The sequence below is a fragment of the Vreelandella neptunia genome (assembly GCF_000712975.1).
In the GTDB taxonomy this organism is placed as follows: Bacteria; Pseudomonadota; Gammaproteobacteria; order Pseudomonadales; family Halomonadaceae; genus Vreelandella; species Vreelandella qaidamensis.
In genome coordinates, this window is the sequence record NZ_JHQL01000001.1 from 923,508 (window position 1) to 940,820 (window position 17,313).

The 17,313-nt window shown below is 54.1% G+C and carries 12 protein-coding genes; 7 read left to right on the forward strand and 5 right to left on the reverse strand.

The features are described from left to right. Positions 1 to 9: 9 nt before the first annotated feature. Positions 10 to 927: a metal ABC transporter solute-binding protein, Zn/Mn family gene (locus CR46_RS0104285; RefSeq protein ID WP_030070273.1), complete on the reverse strand. Its 918-nt coding sequence runs from the start codon at positions 925 to 927 to the stop codon at positions 10 to 12. A gap of 285 nt (positions 928 to 1,212) precedes the next feature. Between CR46_RS0104285 and CR46_RS0104290 the strand changes: the two genes are divergently transcribed. The 5 genes from CR46_RS0104290 (at position 1,213) to trpC (ending at position 8,349) form a co-directional block, all read left to right on the forward strand. Beyond that, on the forward strand, positions 1,213 to 2,952 hold the full coding sequence (locus tag CR46_RS0104290) for an NADH-ubiquinone oxidoreductase-F iron-sulfur binding region domain-containing protein (protein ID WP_030070274.1): 1,740 nt from the start codon (positions 1,213 to 1,215) through the stop codon (positions 2,950 to 2,952). Then, a complete protein-coding gene (gene fdhF, locus CR46_RS0104295; RefSeq protein ID WP_030070275.1) occupies positions 2,949 to 5,756 on the forward strand; it encodes a formate dehydrogenase subunit alpha in 2,808 nt (935 codons plus the stop codon). Before CR46_RS0104290 ends, fdhF begins: the two co-directional genes overlap by 4 nt. A 120-nt stretch (positions 5,757 to 5,876) precedes the next feature. Further along, positions 5,877 to 6,482, forward strand: coding sequence for an anthranilate synthase component II (locus CR46_RS0104300; protein WP_030070276.1), 606 nt, complete (start codon positions 5,877 to 5,879; stop codon positions 6,480 to 6,482). Positions 6,483 to 6,518: 36 nt separating this feature from the next. After that, a complete protein-coding gene (gene trpD / locus CR46_RS0104305; RefSeq protein ID WP_030070277.1) occupies positions 6,519 to 7,538 on the forward strand; it encodes an anthranilate phosphoribosyltransferase in 1,020 nt (339 codons plus the stop codon). A gap of 7 nt (positions 7,539 to 7,545) precedes the next feature. Beyond that, positions 7,546 to 8,349, forward strand: a complete 804-nt coding sequence (gene trpC, locus CR46_RS0104310) for an indole-3-glycerol phosphate synthase TrpC (protein ID WP_030070278.1) — start codon at positions 7,546 to 7,548, stop codon at positions 8,347 to 8,349. A gap of 47 nt (positions 8,350 to 8,396) precedes the next feature. Here the strand turns inward: trpC and ydiJ are convergent, their stop codons facing one another. The 3 genes from ydiJ to CR46_RS0104325 all read right to left on the reverse strand — a co-directional run bounded on the left by ydiJ (position 8,397) and on the right by CR46_RS0104325 (position 13,549). Continuing rightward, positions 8,397 to 11,501, reverse strand: a complete 3,105-nt coding sequence (ydiJ, locus tag CR46_RS0104315; RefSeq protein WP_030070279.1) for a D-2-hydroxyglutarate dehydrogenase YdiJ — start codon at positions 11,499 to 11,501, stop codon at positions 8,397 to 8,399. An 88-nt stretch (positions 11,502 to 11,589) separates the two neighbouring features. Then, entirely contained in the window at positions 11,590 to 12,180 is a 591-nt protein-coding gene (locus tag CR46_RS0104320) for a DUF4202 domain-containing protein (protein WP_030070280.1), read from the reverse strand. Between the two features lie 115 nt (positions 12,181 to 12,295). Further along, on the reverse strand, positions 12,296 to 13,549 hold the full coding sequence (locus CR46_RS0104325; protein ID WP_030070281.1) for a dicarboxylate/amino acid:cation symporter: 1,254 nt from the start codon (positions 13,547 to 13,549) through the stop codon (positions 12,296 to 12,298). Positions 13,550 to 13,882: 333 nt separating this feature from the next. Between CR46_RS0104325 and serS the strand changes: the two genes are divergently transcribed. Then, complete coding sequence (gene serS / locus CR46_RS0104330) at positions 13,883 to 15,160, forward strand: serine--tRNA ligase (RefSeq protein ID WP_030070282.1); 1,278 nt, start codon at positions 13,883 to 13,885, stop codon at positions 15,158 to 15,160. Here the strand turns inward: serS and CR46_RS0104335 are convergent. Continuing rightward, a complete protein-coding gene (locus CR46_RS0104335; protein WP_030070283.1) occupies positions 15,099 to 15,932 on the reverse strand; it encodes an SIMPL domain-containing protein in 834 nt (277 codons plus the stop codon). The two genes, serS and CR46_RS0104335, sit on opposite strands and share 62 nt — an antisense overlap. 192 nt (positions 15,933 to 16,124) lie before the next feature. Here CR46_RS0104335 and CR46_RS0104340 point away from each other — a divergent pair, with 192 nt between their 5' ends. Then, complete coding sequence (locus tag CR46_RS0104340; protein WP_030070284.1) at positions 16,125 to 17,225, forward strand: AI-2E family transporter; 1,101 nt, start codon at positions 16,125 to 16,127, stop codon at positions 17,223 to 17,225. Positions 17,226 to 17,313: the final 88 nt, after the last annotated feature.

A 17,313-nucleotide genomic window follows, 5' to 3' on the forward strand; every position in this document is an offset into this window, starting at 1 on the left:
GTGCTAGGGCTACTCTTCAGCCCGTGCACCGCCTAAATATTCATGTAGTAACTCTGTGTTATGGCGCAACATAGCAGGGTAGTTATAGGCAGGCCCATCGGCATCACTTAAAGTATCTATATATAAAGGCCCTGCCAGCGCAAGCTCAGTTTCTCGGGCAAGCGCATCCATGTGGATGTAGGGCGATGTACTTTCATAGAAAAGTGCAGGAGGGCGCTTTTGTGAAAGTCGCATACTCATGGCTTCCATTGCTTGTGCGCTGCCAATCGTCTCACTGCCAATGCCCCAAATGGCCGCGTACTCAAAGTCGTACGCGCGGGCAAAATAGGCCATAGAGGCCTCGCTAGTGGTGAGCATACGATTTGTGTGCGGAATGCCTTCCAAGCGTTCACTAAGTTGATGATCGAGCTGCGCTAGTGCTTCACGAGTTTCATCGGCACGCGTGGTAAACGCATCAGCTTGCTCGGGATAGTGTTCAATAAGCGTTTTTTCTATCACATCAACATAAGCGGCCGCCCCTTTCGGGTCCATCCACATATGCGGATCAGTGCTGTCCTTATAGTGGCCTACTGGGATTGCTAGCGTCTCGTAATTGGCGCTTTCTGCAAGGGCTATCAGCGTTAGTGAATCATTTGCCATGGCTTCGATATGGCGTATCCATGGTTCTAATCCATATCCGTTATAGAAAACAATGTCAGCTTTTTCAACGGCCAAGGCATTTGGCGGTTGAAGCTCCCAGCGGTGCACATCCTCACCTGTTGGCACAATAGTGGTAATGTTGATGCTGTCGCCCGCCACACGCTTCACTAAATCTTTAATGACTGAAAACGAAGCGATAACGTTAAACGAGGTGTCGCCCAGCGCGTGAGTGCTGTTGACAGTCGTCATCAATACGAGCGTGATTATCCAAGGTGCTCGATTGTCCATGTCACGCTCCTAACGCATTAAAAAGTCGGCAGATAATAAAGATAGTACAGGCACGTTGCCAGTTTCATTCTGTTGCCAGGCCGTTTGACTTCTCGGCACCGTAGCGTTGATGCAACAACGGGTTTCGTCCTGTGGGGTTAGCCTCTATGCTGTTAAAACAGGCTGCAAAATACGCAAAATAAACATGGTCGATAATAGGGTTAGTTACTTTGTATATTCAGCCAAAGCTTAGCCATTATATGGCCTAGCCCAGCGTTTATAGACAGCTCCTTTGGATAGTGTGTAATGACTTCACAAACTGGTATGACTTCACGCCGACGTCGTGGTTTCCCTCAGGGGCGCGCTGTGGCACCTGTGGCGCTAGTAGCGCTACGCGACCTCTTGGGAGATGAGCGCTGCAACCCCACGCTTAAACGCCGCGACCTATTAATAGAACACTTGCACGCTATTCAGGATGCTCACGGTTATTTATCACTGGTCGAGCTACGCGCCTTAGCCTCCTACATGAACCTGCCGATGGCAGCGGTGTACGAGACAGCGACGTTTTACGCTCACTTTGATGTGGTACACGACCACCAAGCGCCACCGCCTGCTACGACTATTCGCGTGTGTGATTCGCTCTCCTGCCAGCTGGCAGGCGCCAGTGCGTTACAACAAGCGCTTGAGGAGCGCGTCGACCCTGACGGCGTGCGGATCATACGTGCGCCCTGCATGGGCCGCTGTAACCACGCCCCAGTAGCTGAAGTTGGCCATCACCACGTGCTGTACGCCACGGCAGATGGCGTCGAGGCGGTGGTTGATACCGGCCACTTTCATCCAGAAGCGATTGTGTGGCAGCGTCTAACGGCTTATCAGCAAGCCGGCGGCTTTCAACTGCTGGCCCAGTGCCGCAGCGGCCAAGTAAGCGTCGATGCACTGAGCACACTCTTAGAGCAATCTCAGCTGCGTGGACTTGGCGGCGCGGGTTTCCCCACTTTTAAGAAGTGGCAGGCGGTGCGCCAAGGGGCAGGGCCGCGTTACTGTGTGATTAACGCTGATGAGGGTGAACCCGGCACTTTTAAAGATCGCTTCTACCTTGAAAAAGCCCCCCACCAATTTCTGGAAGGTGCGCTGGTTAGCGCCTGGGCGGTAGATGCCGAGCGACTCTATATTTACCTGCGCGATGAATACCCTGGACTTCACCGCGTGCTGCATGAAGCGATTGCCGAGCTTGAAGAAGCCAAGCTCGTACAGCCAGGGCTTATCGTCATGCGCCGTGGTGCAGGGGCTTATATATGTGGGGAAGAGTCGGCGCTGATTGAGTCTCTAGAAGGTAAACCTGGCAAGCCTCGCCATCGGCCGCCCTATGTGGCTCAGCAAGGGCTGTTCAACCGCCCGACGCTGGTCAATAACGTTGAAACGGTTTACTGGATACCACGCATTTGGAAAAAGGGGGCAGCATGGTTTGCTGAGCACGGGCGCAATGGGCGAAGTGGCTTGCGCAGTTTTTCCGTTTCCGGTCGAGTCAACAAGCCGGGTGTGTATCTCGCGCCTGCTGGAATCACTCTGCGTGAACTGATTGATGAGTATTGCGGTGGCATGGCAGAAGGGCACACCCTTGCCGCTTACCTTCCCGGCGGCGCATCTGGGGGGATTTTGCCCGCCAGCAAGGCGGATATTCCGTTGGATTTCGATACCCTGCATGCTCACGGCTGCTTTATTGGCTCAGCAGCGATTATCGTGCTCTCCGAGTACGATAACTTACAGGCCGTTGCGACTAATTTATTGGCCTTTTTCGCTGATGAATCCTGTGGTCAGTGTACTCCCTGTCGGGTAGGCACTGAAAAGATGTTGAGCCTGCTTGAAAGCGAGCGTTGGGATGTACAGGCGCTGACTCGGCTGGCCCAAGTAATGCAGGACGCGTCGATCTGCGGGTTAGGCCAGGCTGCACCGAATCCTGTGCTTGGGCTGCTAAAAGATTTTCGACCGGCGCTTGCCCAGCAGCAGGTTATTGTCAGCGATGCGGTGGAAGGGGGCGCGCCATGAGTACTGAATTTGCGCTAACGCTGGATGGCCACGAAGTGACTGCTTATGCCGGTGAAACCCTATGGCAGGTGGCCAAGCGCGCAGGAGAAACCATCCCCCATCTCTGTTTCAAAGAGGCTCCAGGTTACCGTGCCGATGGTAACTGCCGTGTTTGCATGGTCGAGATTGACGGCGAGCGCACCTTGGCGGCCAGCTGTATACGTGAAGCAGCGCCGGGCATGGTGGTGCGCAGCGCAAGCTCTCACCGCGCGGTGCAGGCCCGTGAAACCGTGCTGGAGCTGTTCATGGCGGATCAGCCCAGTCGAGCGGAAAGCCCCGACCGTTCCAGCCATTTTTGGAAGACTGCCGAGCAGCTTTCAGTGGATGAACATGCTGTTAAGGCATGGCTGCCACCGCGCCGGAAAACCCCTGTTAGCCACGCGGTGGTGGCGCCGTCAGTTCAACAGCCAGATACCAGCCATCCCGCCATGCAGGTTAATTTAAACGCTTGTATTACCTGCAACCTGTGCGTACGCGCCTGCCGTGAGGTGCAAAGCAACGACGTGATTGGTCTGGCTCAGCGCGGCGCGGCAGCCACGGTGGTGTTTGATTTTAACGACCCGATGGGCGATAGCACCTGTGTTGGCTGTGGCGAGTGTGTTCAGGCGTGCCCGACGGGAGCGCTGATGCCTGCCTCGTTGGTGAGTTCGGCTGGCCACGGCGATTCACACAGTCAGCGACAGGTTGATTCCGTTTGCCCTTACTGCGGCGTGGGCTGCCAGCTTACCTACCATATGAATAACGACGCCCTGGCGTATGTAGAAGGGCGCAACGGCCCTGCTAACCAGGGTCGTCTGTGCGTGAAAGGGCGCTTTGGGTTTGACTACGTTAGCCATCCGGCACGGCTAACCAAGCCGCTGCTGCGCAAACCGGGGGTGGCTAAAGGTCTCGACCCAAGCTTTGACCCTGCCAAGCCGCTCAGTCATTTCCGCGAGGCCAGTTGGGAAGAAGCACTCGACGTGGCCGCCAGCGGCTTAAGGAACCTCAAGGCCGCCCATGGCCCAGAAGCCTTGGCGGGCTTTGGCAGCGCTAAATGCTCCAATGAAGAAGCTTGGCTATTTCAAAAGCTGGTGCGTACGGGGTTTGGCAGCAATAATGTTGATCACTGCACCCGGCTGTGTCACGCCAGTTCTGTCGCTGCGCTGATGGAGTGCCTGGGGTCTGGGGCGGTAACGGCATCGTTTATGCAGGCTCTGGAAGCAGATGTGGTGATCCTGACGGGTTGTAACCCAGCGGTAAACCATCCTGTTGCGGCCACCTTCTTCAAGCAAGCTGCCAAACGCGGCACTGAGATTATTATTCTCGATCCTCGCGGGCAGGCATTAGATGCTTACGCTAGCCTGAGCGTTCGCTTTACGCCAGGCGGCGATGTCTCGTTATTCAACGCGCTGCTCCACGTCATTATTGCCGAAGAGCTTTATGACAACGCCTATATTCAAGCGCATACCGAAGGCTTTGAGGCATTGAAAAACAGCGTTGCTCATAGCACTCCTGAAGCTATGAGCGTGCTGTGTGGCGTCGCGCCAGAGACTCTTCGAGAGGTGGCGCGGGGCTACGCCAACGCCGAGAAAGCGATGATTTTCTGGGGTATGGGCATTTCTCAGCATACCCATGGCACCGACAACGCGCGCTGTCTGATCTCATTGGCGCTGGCGTGCGGTCATACAGGCCGTCCAGGCACTGGTCTGCACCCGCTGCGCGGACAAAATAATGTGCAGGGCGCATCCGATGCGGGGCTTATTCCCATGGTGTTGCCCGACTATCAGCCGGTGGGTGATCGCCAATTGCGGGCTGCCTTTGAAGAGCTGTGGAATACTCCGCTCAGTGCCGAACCAGGGCTGACGGTGGTCGAAGTCATGGATGCTATCCACGCGGGGAGTGTGCGCGGTATGTACATCCTGGGTGAGAACCCCGCTATGTCTGACCCAGACCTGACTCATGCCAGAGCCGCCCTTGGCAAACTTGAACATCTGGTGGTGCAAGATTTGTTCGTCACTGAAACCGCCCAGTTTGCCGATGTCATTCTGCCAGCTTCCGCCTGGCCTGAGAAAGACGGCACTGTGACCAACACCAACCGCCAGGTGCAGTTAGGCCGCGCGGCGCTGCCGCTACCGGGAAACGCCAAGCCCGATTGGTGGATTATCCAGGAGATTGCCAAGCGCTTTGGGCTTAGCTGGAATTACGCCCACCCCCAGGAAGTGTTCGTAGAGATGCAGCAAGGTATGGCGTCGTTTAATCACATCAGCTGGGCGCGGCTGGCGCGGGAAGGCTCGGTAACGTACCCCTGCCCAGCGGAAGATTTACCTGGCCAGGATGTGGTGTTCAGCGACGCCTTTCCACGCAAAGGTGGGTTAGCTAAATTTTCCCCTACGCGCCCGTTACCGCCAGACGAACCGGTAGATGACGCTTACCCCACGGTATTAACCACTGGTCGGCAACTAGAGCATTGGCACACCGGCTCCATGACTCGGCGCAGCCACGTATTAGATGCCCTGGAGCCAGACGCCGTGGCCAGTCTTTCCCCAGGCGAGTTAAATCGCCTAGGCGTTGCACCAGGAGAAAAGCTGACGATCACAACGCGACGCGGCACGATTACGCTCACCGCCAGAATGGACTCAAAAATTCCTGATGGCATGGTGTTTGTGCCGTTCGCTTATGCAGAGGCGGCAGCCAACCTGCTGACCAACCCAGCGCTTGATCCCTACGGCAAAATACCGGAGTTCAAATACGCGGCGTGTCGGTTAGCACCTCTAGTGAGCTCCTAGTTAGTACCCTCTAAATAAAATGTGAATGCGTCATACGCCCCTTGTCACTGCAAGTGGTGCCTGGGTTGGGGTATCATCTTTGCAAAGTGGTTTGATTCATGTGATGGAGTAAGCGGGGCGATGGCACAAGTGCAGGCAGTGCAACGTGTGTTGATGATCGATAATTACGACAGCTTCACGTTCAATATCGTCCAGTACCTCGGCGAGCTGGGAGCCGAGGTGGTGACCTACCGTAATGATGAGCTTACCCTTGAACAAATTGACGCCTTAGCGCCTACCCATTTAGTTATTTCACCAGGGCCATGCACCCCTAATGAAGCGGGAGTATCGCTGGCAGCGATTGCTCACTTTGCGGGTAAGTTGCCTATTTTGGGCGTTTGTCTTGGGCATCAGGCGATTGGCCAGGTTTACGGTGGTAGGGTAGTGCGTGCACCCCAAGTGATGCATGGCAAAACGTCTGCTGTCGTGCACGGTGGGCAAGGGGTATTTAATGGGCTTGAAAACCCGCTAGAAGTGACCCGTTACCACTCGTTAGTGGTAGATAAAGCAAGCTTGCCGGAGTGTTTTGAAGTCACCGCTTGGACCGCAGACGATGATGTTACGCCAGGGCTGATAATGGGCTTTCGTCATCGTATCCTCGATGTTGAAGGGGTACAGTTTCATCCTGAGTCGATTCTCACGCGCCAAGGCCATGCGTTATTGGCCAACTTTTTAACACGCGGCTAACTGCCAAATTTATACGCTTTAGGGGCTTTTCTGTTCATGCAAATGCGAGATGCAATTAATGCGGTAATGCGCCGCGAAGACCTCTCTTTCGATGCAATGCACGCGCTAATGCGCCAGATCATGACCGGCGAAGCCTCCGATGCGCAAATTGGTGGCCTGCTGGTGGGGCTGGCCATGAAAGGCGAGAGCGCCGAGGAAATTAGCGCGGCGGCCCAGGTTATGCGCGAGCTAATGAAGCGGGTAGAGCTACACACCGATAACGTAGTAGATATTGTCGGTACCGGCGGTGATGGTGCGAACCTGTTTAACGTTTCTACGGCGGCTAGCTTTGTGGCGGCCGCTGGGGGCGCTCATGTGGCTAAGCATGGTAACCGCAGCGTTTCTTCATCCTCAGGCAGTGCAGACCTTTTCGATATCGCCGGTATTTACCTTGATCTCAAACCTGAACAGGTGGCGCGCTGTATTGAGCAGGTCGGTGTGGGCTTTATGTTTGCCCCCAACCATCACCCGGCCATGCGCTACGCTATTGGTCCGCGCCGGGAGATGGGCGTGCGCACGCTGTTTAACATCCTTGGCCCTTTAACTAATCCTGCCGGTGCACCTAATCAAGTGCTGGGCGTGTACTCGCTTGAGCTAGTGCCGTTAATGGCGGAAGTGCTTCGAAAGCTTGGCAGTCGTCACGTGCTGGTGGTGCACTCTGAAGATGGTTTAGATGAAATTTCGTTGGCTGCACCCACGCGGGTGGCTGAACTGAAAGATGGCAACATTACTGAATACACCATTACCCCAGAAGAGTTGGGTATTGAGCGCCAAAGCCTTGCCGCGCTAAAAGCGACCAGTGCAGAAGACAGCCTGCGGTTAGTAAAATCTGCGCTAAGTGGTGAAGGAGCGGCTGCTGATATGGTGGCGCTCAATGCTGGCGCGGCGCTTTATTGCGCAGGCGTAGCGGATAACTTAAAAGAGGGCGTATTAGTCGCGCAGGATGCTCAAGCTTCTAAACTGCCGCTTGAAAAGCTAAAAGAGCTTTCGCACTTTACTAGCGTCTTTAAAGGATAAAAATCCAATGACTGACCAGGCAACGCCAACTATTTTAACGCGCATTTTGGCCCGAAAGGACGAAGAAGTCGCCGAGCGCCTGCAGGCGGTAACCGAGGCAGACCTGCTGGCGCTGGCTGAAAAGCAGAGTGCTCCCCGTGGTTTTATTGACGCGCTGAATGCCCGCATTATCGCAGGCGACGCAGCAGTCATCGCTGAAATTAAAAAAGCCTCGCCTTCTAAAGGCGTCATGCGTGAAGATTTTCATCCTGCGGATATTGCTAAAAGCTATGCCGAAGGCGGCGCAGCATGCCTATCCGTATTGACCGATGCAGACTTTTTTCAGGGCCATGAAGACTTTCTGATCGCCGCCCGCGATGCGTGCGATCTGCCCGTGATTCGTAAAGATTTTATTACCCATGGCTACCAGGTGACCGAGGCGCGAGCTATCGGTGCAGACTGCATCTTGCTGATTGTCGCTGCCCTAGACGACGCCCAGCTGCGTGATCTGCATCAGCAAGCCAATGCGTTAGGCATGGATGTACTCGTCGAGGTGCACGACGCTGTTGAGCTTGAGCGAGCCCTGGCGCTGGATTTAAAGCTGGTGGGTATTAACAACCGCAATTTGCATACCTTTGATACCAGCCTTAACACCACCTTAGATCTTCTGCCGCGAATCCCTGAAGGCGTCACGATCATCACGGAATCCGGCATCCAAACTCGGGATGACGTGGAACTTATGCGTGACCATGACGTGAATGGTTTCCTCGTCGGTGAAGCCTTCATGCGCGAAGAGGACCCGGGTCAGGCCCTTAAGCGTCTCTTCTTTTAACTGACATTGTTTGAAACGTTAGTTGTTTGAAACGTTAATAGCATGCACTAGCCTGCCCGCTTTAAGCACCCAAGCAGCGCTTGAAGCGGGTGGTGCAACGTTTGTGCTGAGTAGCGTTTCACCTGGCTACGACAGGAGTAGCCGGTGGCGAGAAGCTTGCCCGCGTTTTCCTCGGCTTCCACCTGGGGCTGCCAGGATTGGGCGTAGATCGTCTTAGAAGTGTCGACATTACGGGTTTCATGTCCGTAGGTGCCGGACATACCGCAACAGCCCGTGGTGGCTAACTCCAGCTCTAAACCAAACGCCGCAAACACCTGTTGCCAGGCTTTGGGGCTGCCTGGTGCGTTGGTCTTTTCGGTGCAGTGGGAAAGCAGCTTAAAGCCTGGGTCGGTTAAGTTCAGTTGGCTAGGCGCTAGCGTGTTAATACGGGTGGCTAGCCACTCTTGTAGCATCAGCACGTTAGGCACTTGCTCTACCCCTAGCGCTTTGATGTACTCCTGGCGGTAGGTCAGCGTCATGGCAGGGTCGATACCCACCATCGGCACTTCAAACTCTGCCAACGCCCGCAGGCGCTTGGCCTGTTTTTCTGCCGTTCGCTCAAAGGCACCTAAAAAGCCCTGCACGTGCAGCGGTTTGCCGTTAGCAGAAAACGGCATCACAAACACCCGCAGACTCAACCGCGACAGTAGTTCCACCACGTCCATCACCAGCTTGGCTTCGAAGTGGCTGGTGAAGGCGTCCTGGACAATAATCACGCTGTTGGCGCGCTGCTGCTCGGTAAGCAGCACCAGCGAGGTGGGAGTGGCTTCCGCAACGCCCCAAGCCCTTAGCTGTTTCTTTACGCTGGCACGGGAAAGCTGCGGGGAGTCGCTCATTCCCAACCCTTTGCGCATCAGACTGTCTACCCAGCGCTGGTTGAGTAGGGCGTTATATAGCGGCGCGACCTTGGCGAGGGTGGGCAACATGAATTCGGTGCCACCGATGATGTAATCGCGCAGCGGGCGTAGATAGCGGCCGTGGTAGACCTCTAAAAACTGCGAACGGAACTGCGGCACGTTGACCTTAATCGGGCACTGGCCCGCACAGGATTTACACGCCAAGCAGCCCGCCATGGCATCGTAAACTTCGTGAGAGTAGTCGTGGTGTTGCTGTTTGCTAACGGTGTTCATCACCCGACGGGGAAAGCTTTTAACAAAGCCCCAGCCGTTTTCGGCTTTCTTCTTGCGCGACTCTTCCACCACATCGATGCCCGCCTGAGACTGCAGGCGTAGCCACTCACGTATCAAGCTGGCACGGCCTTTGGGCGAATGACGGCGGTCGCGGGTGGCCTTCCAGGAAGGGCACATGGGGTCATCAACATCGTAGTTGTAACAGGCACCATTGCCGTTGCAGTACACCGCAGCGTCATAGGCCTGCCAGGCGCGTTCGTCGATGGTGCGATCCAACTGGCCGCGCAGGGTAACGCCATCGACCTTTAACAGTTCAGGGTCGCTGTCTTTGGCGATCAGGTCATGATCTTCTGCGGGGGACGCAATTTTGCCGGGGTTTAGCTGATTATGTGGATCAAACGCGGCTTTGACGCGCTGCAGGCTGGGGTAGAGTTCACCAAAGAACTTAGGGCCATACTCAGAACGCACGCCTTTGCCGTGTTCGCCCCACAACAGCCCACCGTACTTCTGAGTTAGAGCCGCCACTTCATCGGAAATCTCACGAATCAGTTTTTCCTGTTGGGGATCTTTCATATCCAGTGCCGGGCGCACGTGCAGCACTCCCGCATCCACATGGCCAAACATCCCGTAGGAAAGTTGCCGAGCATCCAGCGCGGCGCGGAACTCGCTGATAAAGTCAGCTAGGTGTTCCGGCGGGACGGCGGTGTCTTCCACAAACGCAATCGGGCGCTTTTCGCCCTGCACGTTACCCAGCAAACCCACCGAGCGTTTACGCATAGCGTAGACTTTTTGAATCTGCGGGCGGCCTTCGGCCAGGGTGTAGCCTAAGCGCTCGACGGTCACATCGCGGCCAAGGTGCTCGGTAAAGGAGCGAACCCGTTCCGCCAAACGCTCAGGATCATCGTCATTAAACTCGATCAGGTTAATGCCCCGAATTGGCGTGTGGCCGGTAGCGGGGAAAAACTCAGCTACGCTGTCCCAGACAAAGTCTTCCATGGCCAGCTGCAGCACGGTGTCATCGATGGTTTCAATCGAGGTGGGCCGAGCGCTGGCGGTCATGAGGGCTTTGGCATCGCGCAGTGCCTCCATAAAGCTGGCATAGCGCACATTCACTAGCGTTGAGTGCTTCGGGATCGGCAGTACGTTCAATACTGCTTCATTCAAAAAGCCTAACGAGCCTTCCGAGCCACACAGCAGGCTGTTCAGGTTCAGTTGGCCTTGCGTCTCTCGCAGGTGAGCTAAATCGTAGCCGGTTAAACAGCGGTTGAGTGGCGGAAATTTTGCCTCAATCAAATCGCGCTGTTGGTCGATAATCTCAGCAGCGGTGGTATGCACACGGCCGAGAATGCCTTCTTGTTGGCGCTCAGCCTGCTCTTCTTCAGTACTAAGCGCACGGCTGTGCAAGTGCTGGCCACCCAGCAGCACCGTATCGAGCGCTAGCACGTGGTCACGGGTTTTACCGTATTCACAACTGCCCTGGCCGCTGGCATCGGTGGAAATCATGCCGCCGATGGTGGCGCGATTAGAAGTGGATAACTCCGGTGCAAAAAACAGCCCGTGGGGCTTCAATGCCGCGTTGAGCTGATCTTTCACCACGCCCGCCTGAACGCGTACCCGGCGTGCCTCTACATTGATCTCTAAAATCTGGTTCATATGGCGGGACACATCCACCACGATACCGTCGGTCAACGACTGGCCGTTAGTGCCGGTGCCGCCGCCCCGGGGGGTGAGCACGATATCGCGGTGGGGCAGCTCAGCAGCCAGCTTGGCAAGGCGCTCAAGGTCTTCGGCATGCTTAGGAAACACCGCAGCCTGGGGCAAGCGCTGGTAAATCGAGTTATCCGTTGCCAGCACCGTGCGGTTGGCATAGTCCGGGGCAATTTCGCCTTCAAAGCCACGAGCGCGCAAGGCGTCTAGAAAACGCACGTAATGCGTGCTCAGGCGTTTAAACGGGGCCGTACGCGAATCCAAAGATGCAATCATAGTTGATCAAGCCGTCACTGCTGGGAGCGGATAGGGGATTGCGCTACTTTACCGCAGCTACCACGGCTCTGCATCCTGGAGGTGAGGTTTATGCATCGCCCAGCGCTTCTTTTACCAGCGCAGCACAGGGCTCGTTCATAGGCAGCGCCAAGGCAAGTGTATGTGCCTGAGGAGACATCTTGCCCCAGGTTTTTTGCACAATGCGCACCATGTGCTGTTGGTCAATCTTGCGCGAGAAATCTGCAAAGTAGTTTTCTAAAAATACCAGGCAGGCGCAGTCCTCCAGTGCTTGCACATCGGCGTCGCGACCTAGGCCTTTCTTACGGATAATGGTTGCGGTTCGTTCGGCGTCTGCAACGCTGTAACCAGCGTCGCGCATCAGTTGGGCAGTAGTGTTGCCAGCGCGCTCGCTCTGATCGCGACGCCAGGACAAATAGCCAATGCGCCCTTCAGGGTAATCGCTGCGCGGCACCAACCAGCGTTGGAGATGCTGGGCGCGTACCGCCAAACGCAGCAGTTCATTGGGGTTGTTTTGCAGCGGATCAAGCCAATGGCTCATACGCTGGGCGTAGGCAAGTTCCTGGGGCAGGGTAGTGTCATCGACAAGAGTGGTTTGGCGCGGATCTTGAGCGTGAAGCGCATCAATGGCCGTTAGGGTTTGTTCAAAGGCAGTTGGCATAAGGGTTCGCATGGTGAGTGGGTATTGCCAACATGCTAACAGGATAGTAGCAGGCCATAAAAAAAGCGCCTGCCGCACAAAAGAACGCAGGCGCTAAGTAATATTGATAGTGAGTCTATGCGCGGCTGTTGTTATAAACCTCTTCGTTTAGTTCACCTTCGCTTTTGCCCACGAGAGTTGTGACCATCAAATCACCCGCCACGTTTACGCTGGTGCGGGCCATATCTAGAATTCGGTCAATACCGGCAACCACTGCAATGGCTTCCAGGGGCAGGCCAATTTGTGCCATTACAATCGACAGCATTATCAGGCCTGCGCCAGGAACGCCCGCGGTACCAATCGAGGCCAACGTACCGGTGGCCACAATCATGCCGTAATCCATCATGGTTAAATCGGTGCCGGTCATTTGGGCAATAAACAGCACTACTACGCCTTGGTAAAGGGCGGTGCCGTCCATGTTAATCGTTGCGCCCACTGGCAGCACAAAGCCAGATACCCCTTCTGAAATCCCTAAGTTTTTTTGCGCACAGCGAATCGACACCGGCAGCGTGCCTGCAGACGAGGCAGAGGAGAATGCCACCACAATGGCGTCCAAGCTGCCTTGCAAATAGCGCACCGGGTTTAAGCGGCCAAGGAGTGAAATAAAGCCAGAATAAACCACTAGCACATGCAGAATGCTGGCGAGATACACCACACCGATCAGTTTAGCCAGTGGCAACAGAATTTCTAAGCCGTACTGGCCTGAAACGTGAGCGATTAAGCCAAATACACCAAAAGGCGCAAAGGCCATGACAATCCCGGTAAGCTTGTACATAGCTTCAGCAAAGCTATCGAAAACCTTCATAACCGGCTCGCCTTTTTCGCCAATCAGCGTTAGCGAAATACCTAAGCCAATGGCAAATACAATGATCTGCATAATGTTGCCATTAGCCAGGGCGTCGAGAGGGTTGCGTGGCACCAAGTTAACTAAAATAGAGATTAGGGAGGGAGCTTCGTTTGCAGCCACTTCTGTATCAAAGCTTAAATTGACGCCAACCCCTGGCTGTAACAGGGTGGAAAGCAGTAGACCAATGCTGATAGCAAAGGCGGTGGTGATCAAATACAGCGTAATGGTACGCGCACCAATGCGTCCCATTTTTTGCGGGTCACGCATTGAGGTAATGCCCACTACCAGCGTCGAGAACACTAGGGGGACAATCAGCATCATTATGGCATTAATGAAAATATCGCCGAGTGGCTTAAAGATGCTAGCGGTTTCACCTAGTAGTGCCCCAGCTAATACCCCTAGTGCCAACCCCACCAAAATTTTTTTCCACAGCGCGATTCTACGCCACCAAGCAAATTTTCCCTTTTTCGCTGTTTCTTGCACTATGTTTCTCCTGTTTAACGTCCATTATCAGTGTTTCGCGCTACAGATTGGCGGGCACTCTATCAGTTTTGACTAGTGAACCAATGTTTTTATGCCGATTGGTAATAGCACATACAGTGTGGTGAGGGGGAGCATATGTCCTAGAAGATGCTTTTATTGAGCAAACTAACCCTTGGTATCGTTTTCCAATCTACTTTTTGTAATGTGCTGTTTCAGTTAATAACTCCCCGGTATTCTCCCCATAGCCGTGCCTTGTGCTTTTGCCTACAATAGTCGTCTTACATCACGGGCGGTGCTGCCGTGTTCCACTGATTTCAGGCCAAGGGATAACTCATGCTCGATCCGAAACTGCTGCGCGGTGATCTTGATGCGACTGCGCAACAACTGGCCCGGCGGGGCTTCGAACTCGATAAAGCGGCATTACAAGCGCTGGAATCGCGCCGTCGTGAGTTGCAGACCCAGACCGAGCAGCTGCAAAACGAGCGTAATATGCGCTCAAAAGCGATTGGTAAGGCGAAGGCTAACGGTGAAGATATTCAGCCGTTGCTGGATGAAGTGAGCGATTTAGGCGAGCGTTTAGATAACGCCAAGAAAGAACTGGCCGAAGTGCAGGAAGAGTGGGACGACGCGATTAGCGGCATTCCTAACCTTCCCCATGAGAGTGTGCCGGAAGGCAAGAACGAAGACGATAATGTTGAACTTCACCGCTGGGGCACACCGCGTGAATTTGATTTTGAGGTGCTGGACCATGTGGATCTTGGTAAGAGGTCCGGCTATCTCGATTTTGAGCTAGCGGCTAAGTTGACCGGAGCGCGCTTTGCAGTGATGCGTGGGCCGATTGCGCGCCTGCACCGCGCGCTGGCGCAGTTCATGCTGGATACTCAAACCGAGCAGCATGGTTACGAAGAGTGTTACGTGCCGTATATGGTGAATCGTGATTCGCTGATGGGCACTGGGCAGTTGCCGAAGTTTGGCGAAGACTTATTTAAGCTTAATGACGAGCGGGAATATCATCTTATTCCGACCTCGGAAGTGCCGTTAACCAACTTCGTGCGTGATGAAATTGTCGATCAGACAGCCTTGCCAATGAAGCTGACTGCCCATACACCGTGCTTTCGCAGTGAAGCAGGCTCTCACGGGCGCGATACCCGAGGCATGATCCGCCAGCACCAGTTCGATAAAGTAGAAATGGTGCAGATCGTCGAGCCAGAAAAGAGTTATGAAGCGCTGGAAGAGATGCGCGGCCATGCTGAAGCAATTTTGCAGGCGCTGGAATTACCTTACCGCGTAGTTACGCTGTGTACCGGCGATATGGGCTTTGGTGCGGCGAAGACCTACGATTTGGAAGTGTGGTTGCCTAGTCAAGAAACGTACCGGGAAATTTCTTCTATTTCTAACTGTGAAGATTTCCAGGCACGACGTATGCAAGCGCGCTTCCGTCATCCTGATGTCAAAAAGCCACAGTTACTGCATACATTGAACGGCTCTGGGTTGGCGGTGGGGCGTTGCCTGCTGGCGGTACTTGAAAACCACCAGCAGGCAGATGGCTCTATTGCTGTTCCTGCTCCCCTGCGATCCTACCTGGGCGGGCTCGAGCGTCTTGCCCTCTAAGCGTCCATTCGACGTTGACCCCGGCATCAATGCGAATGGTGCCGGGGCGGTAGTCGCTAGCTGAACCACTACCCATCGAATCGCTCTCGGCGCGCATGGCCATCATGCGGGGCTGGAAGATGGGGGCTTGGGTTTCTTCAATGCGCTGTACTTGACCAAGTCTTACGCCCAGTGTGCTGGCCATCAAATCTGCTTTATGGCGGGCTTTTTCAAGTGCTTTTGTAAGCGCTTCATCGGTAGCCGCATCGCGGTCTTGCAGGTCAAACTGAACGCCATCCAGTGTGTTTACACCGGCACCTATCAGGGCGTCAAATACCTCGCCTAACTGGCCTATATTGGTAAGCTCAACACTGAAAGGACGCTCTAAACGGGTGCGTATTAACGTTTCTTGTTCGTCGTTATTATTGCGCGGGCCTGCGACATGTTCAGGGTAGATGTTAAGCGACCCAGCGTTGATAGCACGCTGTTCAATGCCGATCTCCTCCATAGCTTTAATTAGCTCGCTGGCACGCTTTTCAAGTCGTTCGCGGGCATTGCTTAGCTCGTCACTGTCGGTGTCTTCCAGAGTAGAGACCGCTGGGGTGTTTTCCCACAATCGTGCCGAGAGAGTGGCTTTGTCGGGCTCTACTTCCACCCATGACTGGGCCTGAACATTTAAGCTGGGCGGTGTGGCAGGAGCAGCATTAGCTGTAGATGTTGCTAATAGCGCGAAAAGGGCACTGCCAATCACGCCATAGCGCAAACGTTTGAGAGAGTGGGGAACTGAAGACATAGGTCACTTCCTTGCTGAGAGAGCCAATGATTAGAGTTAACTAACTTATGTTATGACGATGCTTGGAAGGGTGAAGTGCAATAAAGTTCAGTGACTAAGAGTAGACGAAAAACAGTTGCTTAATGTTGTCATGGTTTGTGCAATATTGCCCAAGCAGCCATGATGTAGGGATAACATGCTAAGGAAAAGGCTATGTCGAAGTTGTCGGACGAGGATTATCGCAGTATTCCCTTAAATGCGACCTTGGCGCTTGCCGCGCTGGTGGTGATTGTTGCGGGTATGAAAGCAGGGGCTGATCTGTTGGTGCCTCTTTTGCTGGCAGTATTTATTGCCGTTGTATGTACGTCACCTGTCCAGTGGCTTCACCGTGTTGGCCTAAGCATGCGGGCCTCTGCTTTTTTGACTTTGATGGTGCTGTTGGGCTTTATTTCTTTAATTGGCCTGCTGGTAGTGAACAGCTTTAGCACCTTTGTAGAGGCATTGCCGGATATTGAGTCGCGTCTGTATGAGCACTATTGGGATTTGTTGAATGCGCTCTCTAGTCGTGGGCTCGCTATTGATCCTGATCAGCTCAGTAATATGTTTGCAATGGAAGACGATGGGTCATGGGTGACCGCATTATTAGGCGAGATTGGCAACCTATTTATGCAGGGTAGTATTATTGGGTTGTTGGTAATTTTCATGCTGTTTGAAACGCTGAACTTTCGAGATAAAGTATCGCGCGCGCTTGAGAATCCTGCCCCAAGCCTAAAGCGATTTAGCGAGTTTAGCTTAACGCTGAAGCGCTACTTGGCGGTGAAAACAGTGATTAGCTTAGCCACTGGGGTGTTGGTGTGGCTCTCTTGCTTAATGGTGGGGGTAGAGTTCCCGCTGTTGTGGGGGGTGCTGGCTTTTGCGCTCAACTTTATCCCCAATATCGGTTCAGCCTTGGCGGCGATTCCTCCCGTACTACTATTGCTGGTATCTCAAGATGGTGGAGCATTGCAGGCAATTTTACTCGCTTCGGCTTATCTGGTAATTAACTTTGTTTTAGGTAACTTGATTGAACCAAGAGTGATGGGGCAAGCGTTGGGGTTGTCGACGTTTGTTGCGTTTCTTTCGTTGGTTGTATGGGGATGGATCTTTGGGGCTGCGGGGATGCTGTTGTCGGTAGTATTGACGATGACGTTGAAAATTGCTTTAGATAGCCACCCCCAAACTCGCTGGATTGCCCATTTATTGGGGCCGGGAGGGCAGCGCCGAAAACGTTTTGGTGATGCGCGACTCCCACCTTGGAAGCGGCGACAGGAGTAGCCACTAGTAAGCAGTAATGCTGTTTAAATACCTGCTGAAAAAGCGTTTGCCCCTGCCAATGCGCAGAAAATAAAAAGTACGCAACAAA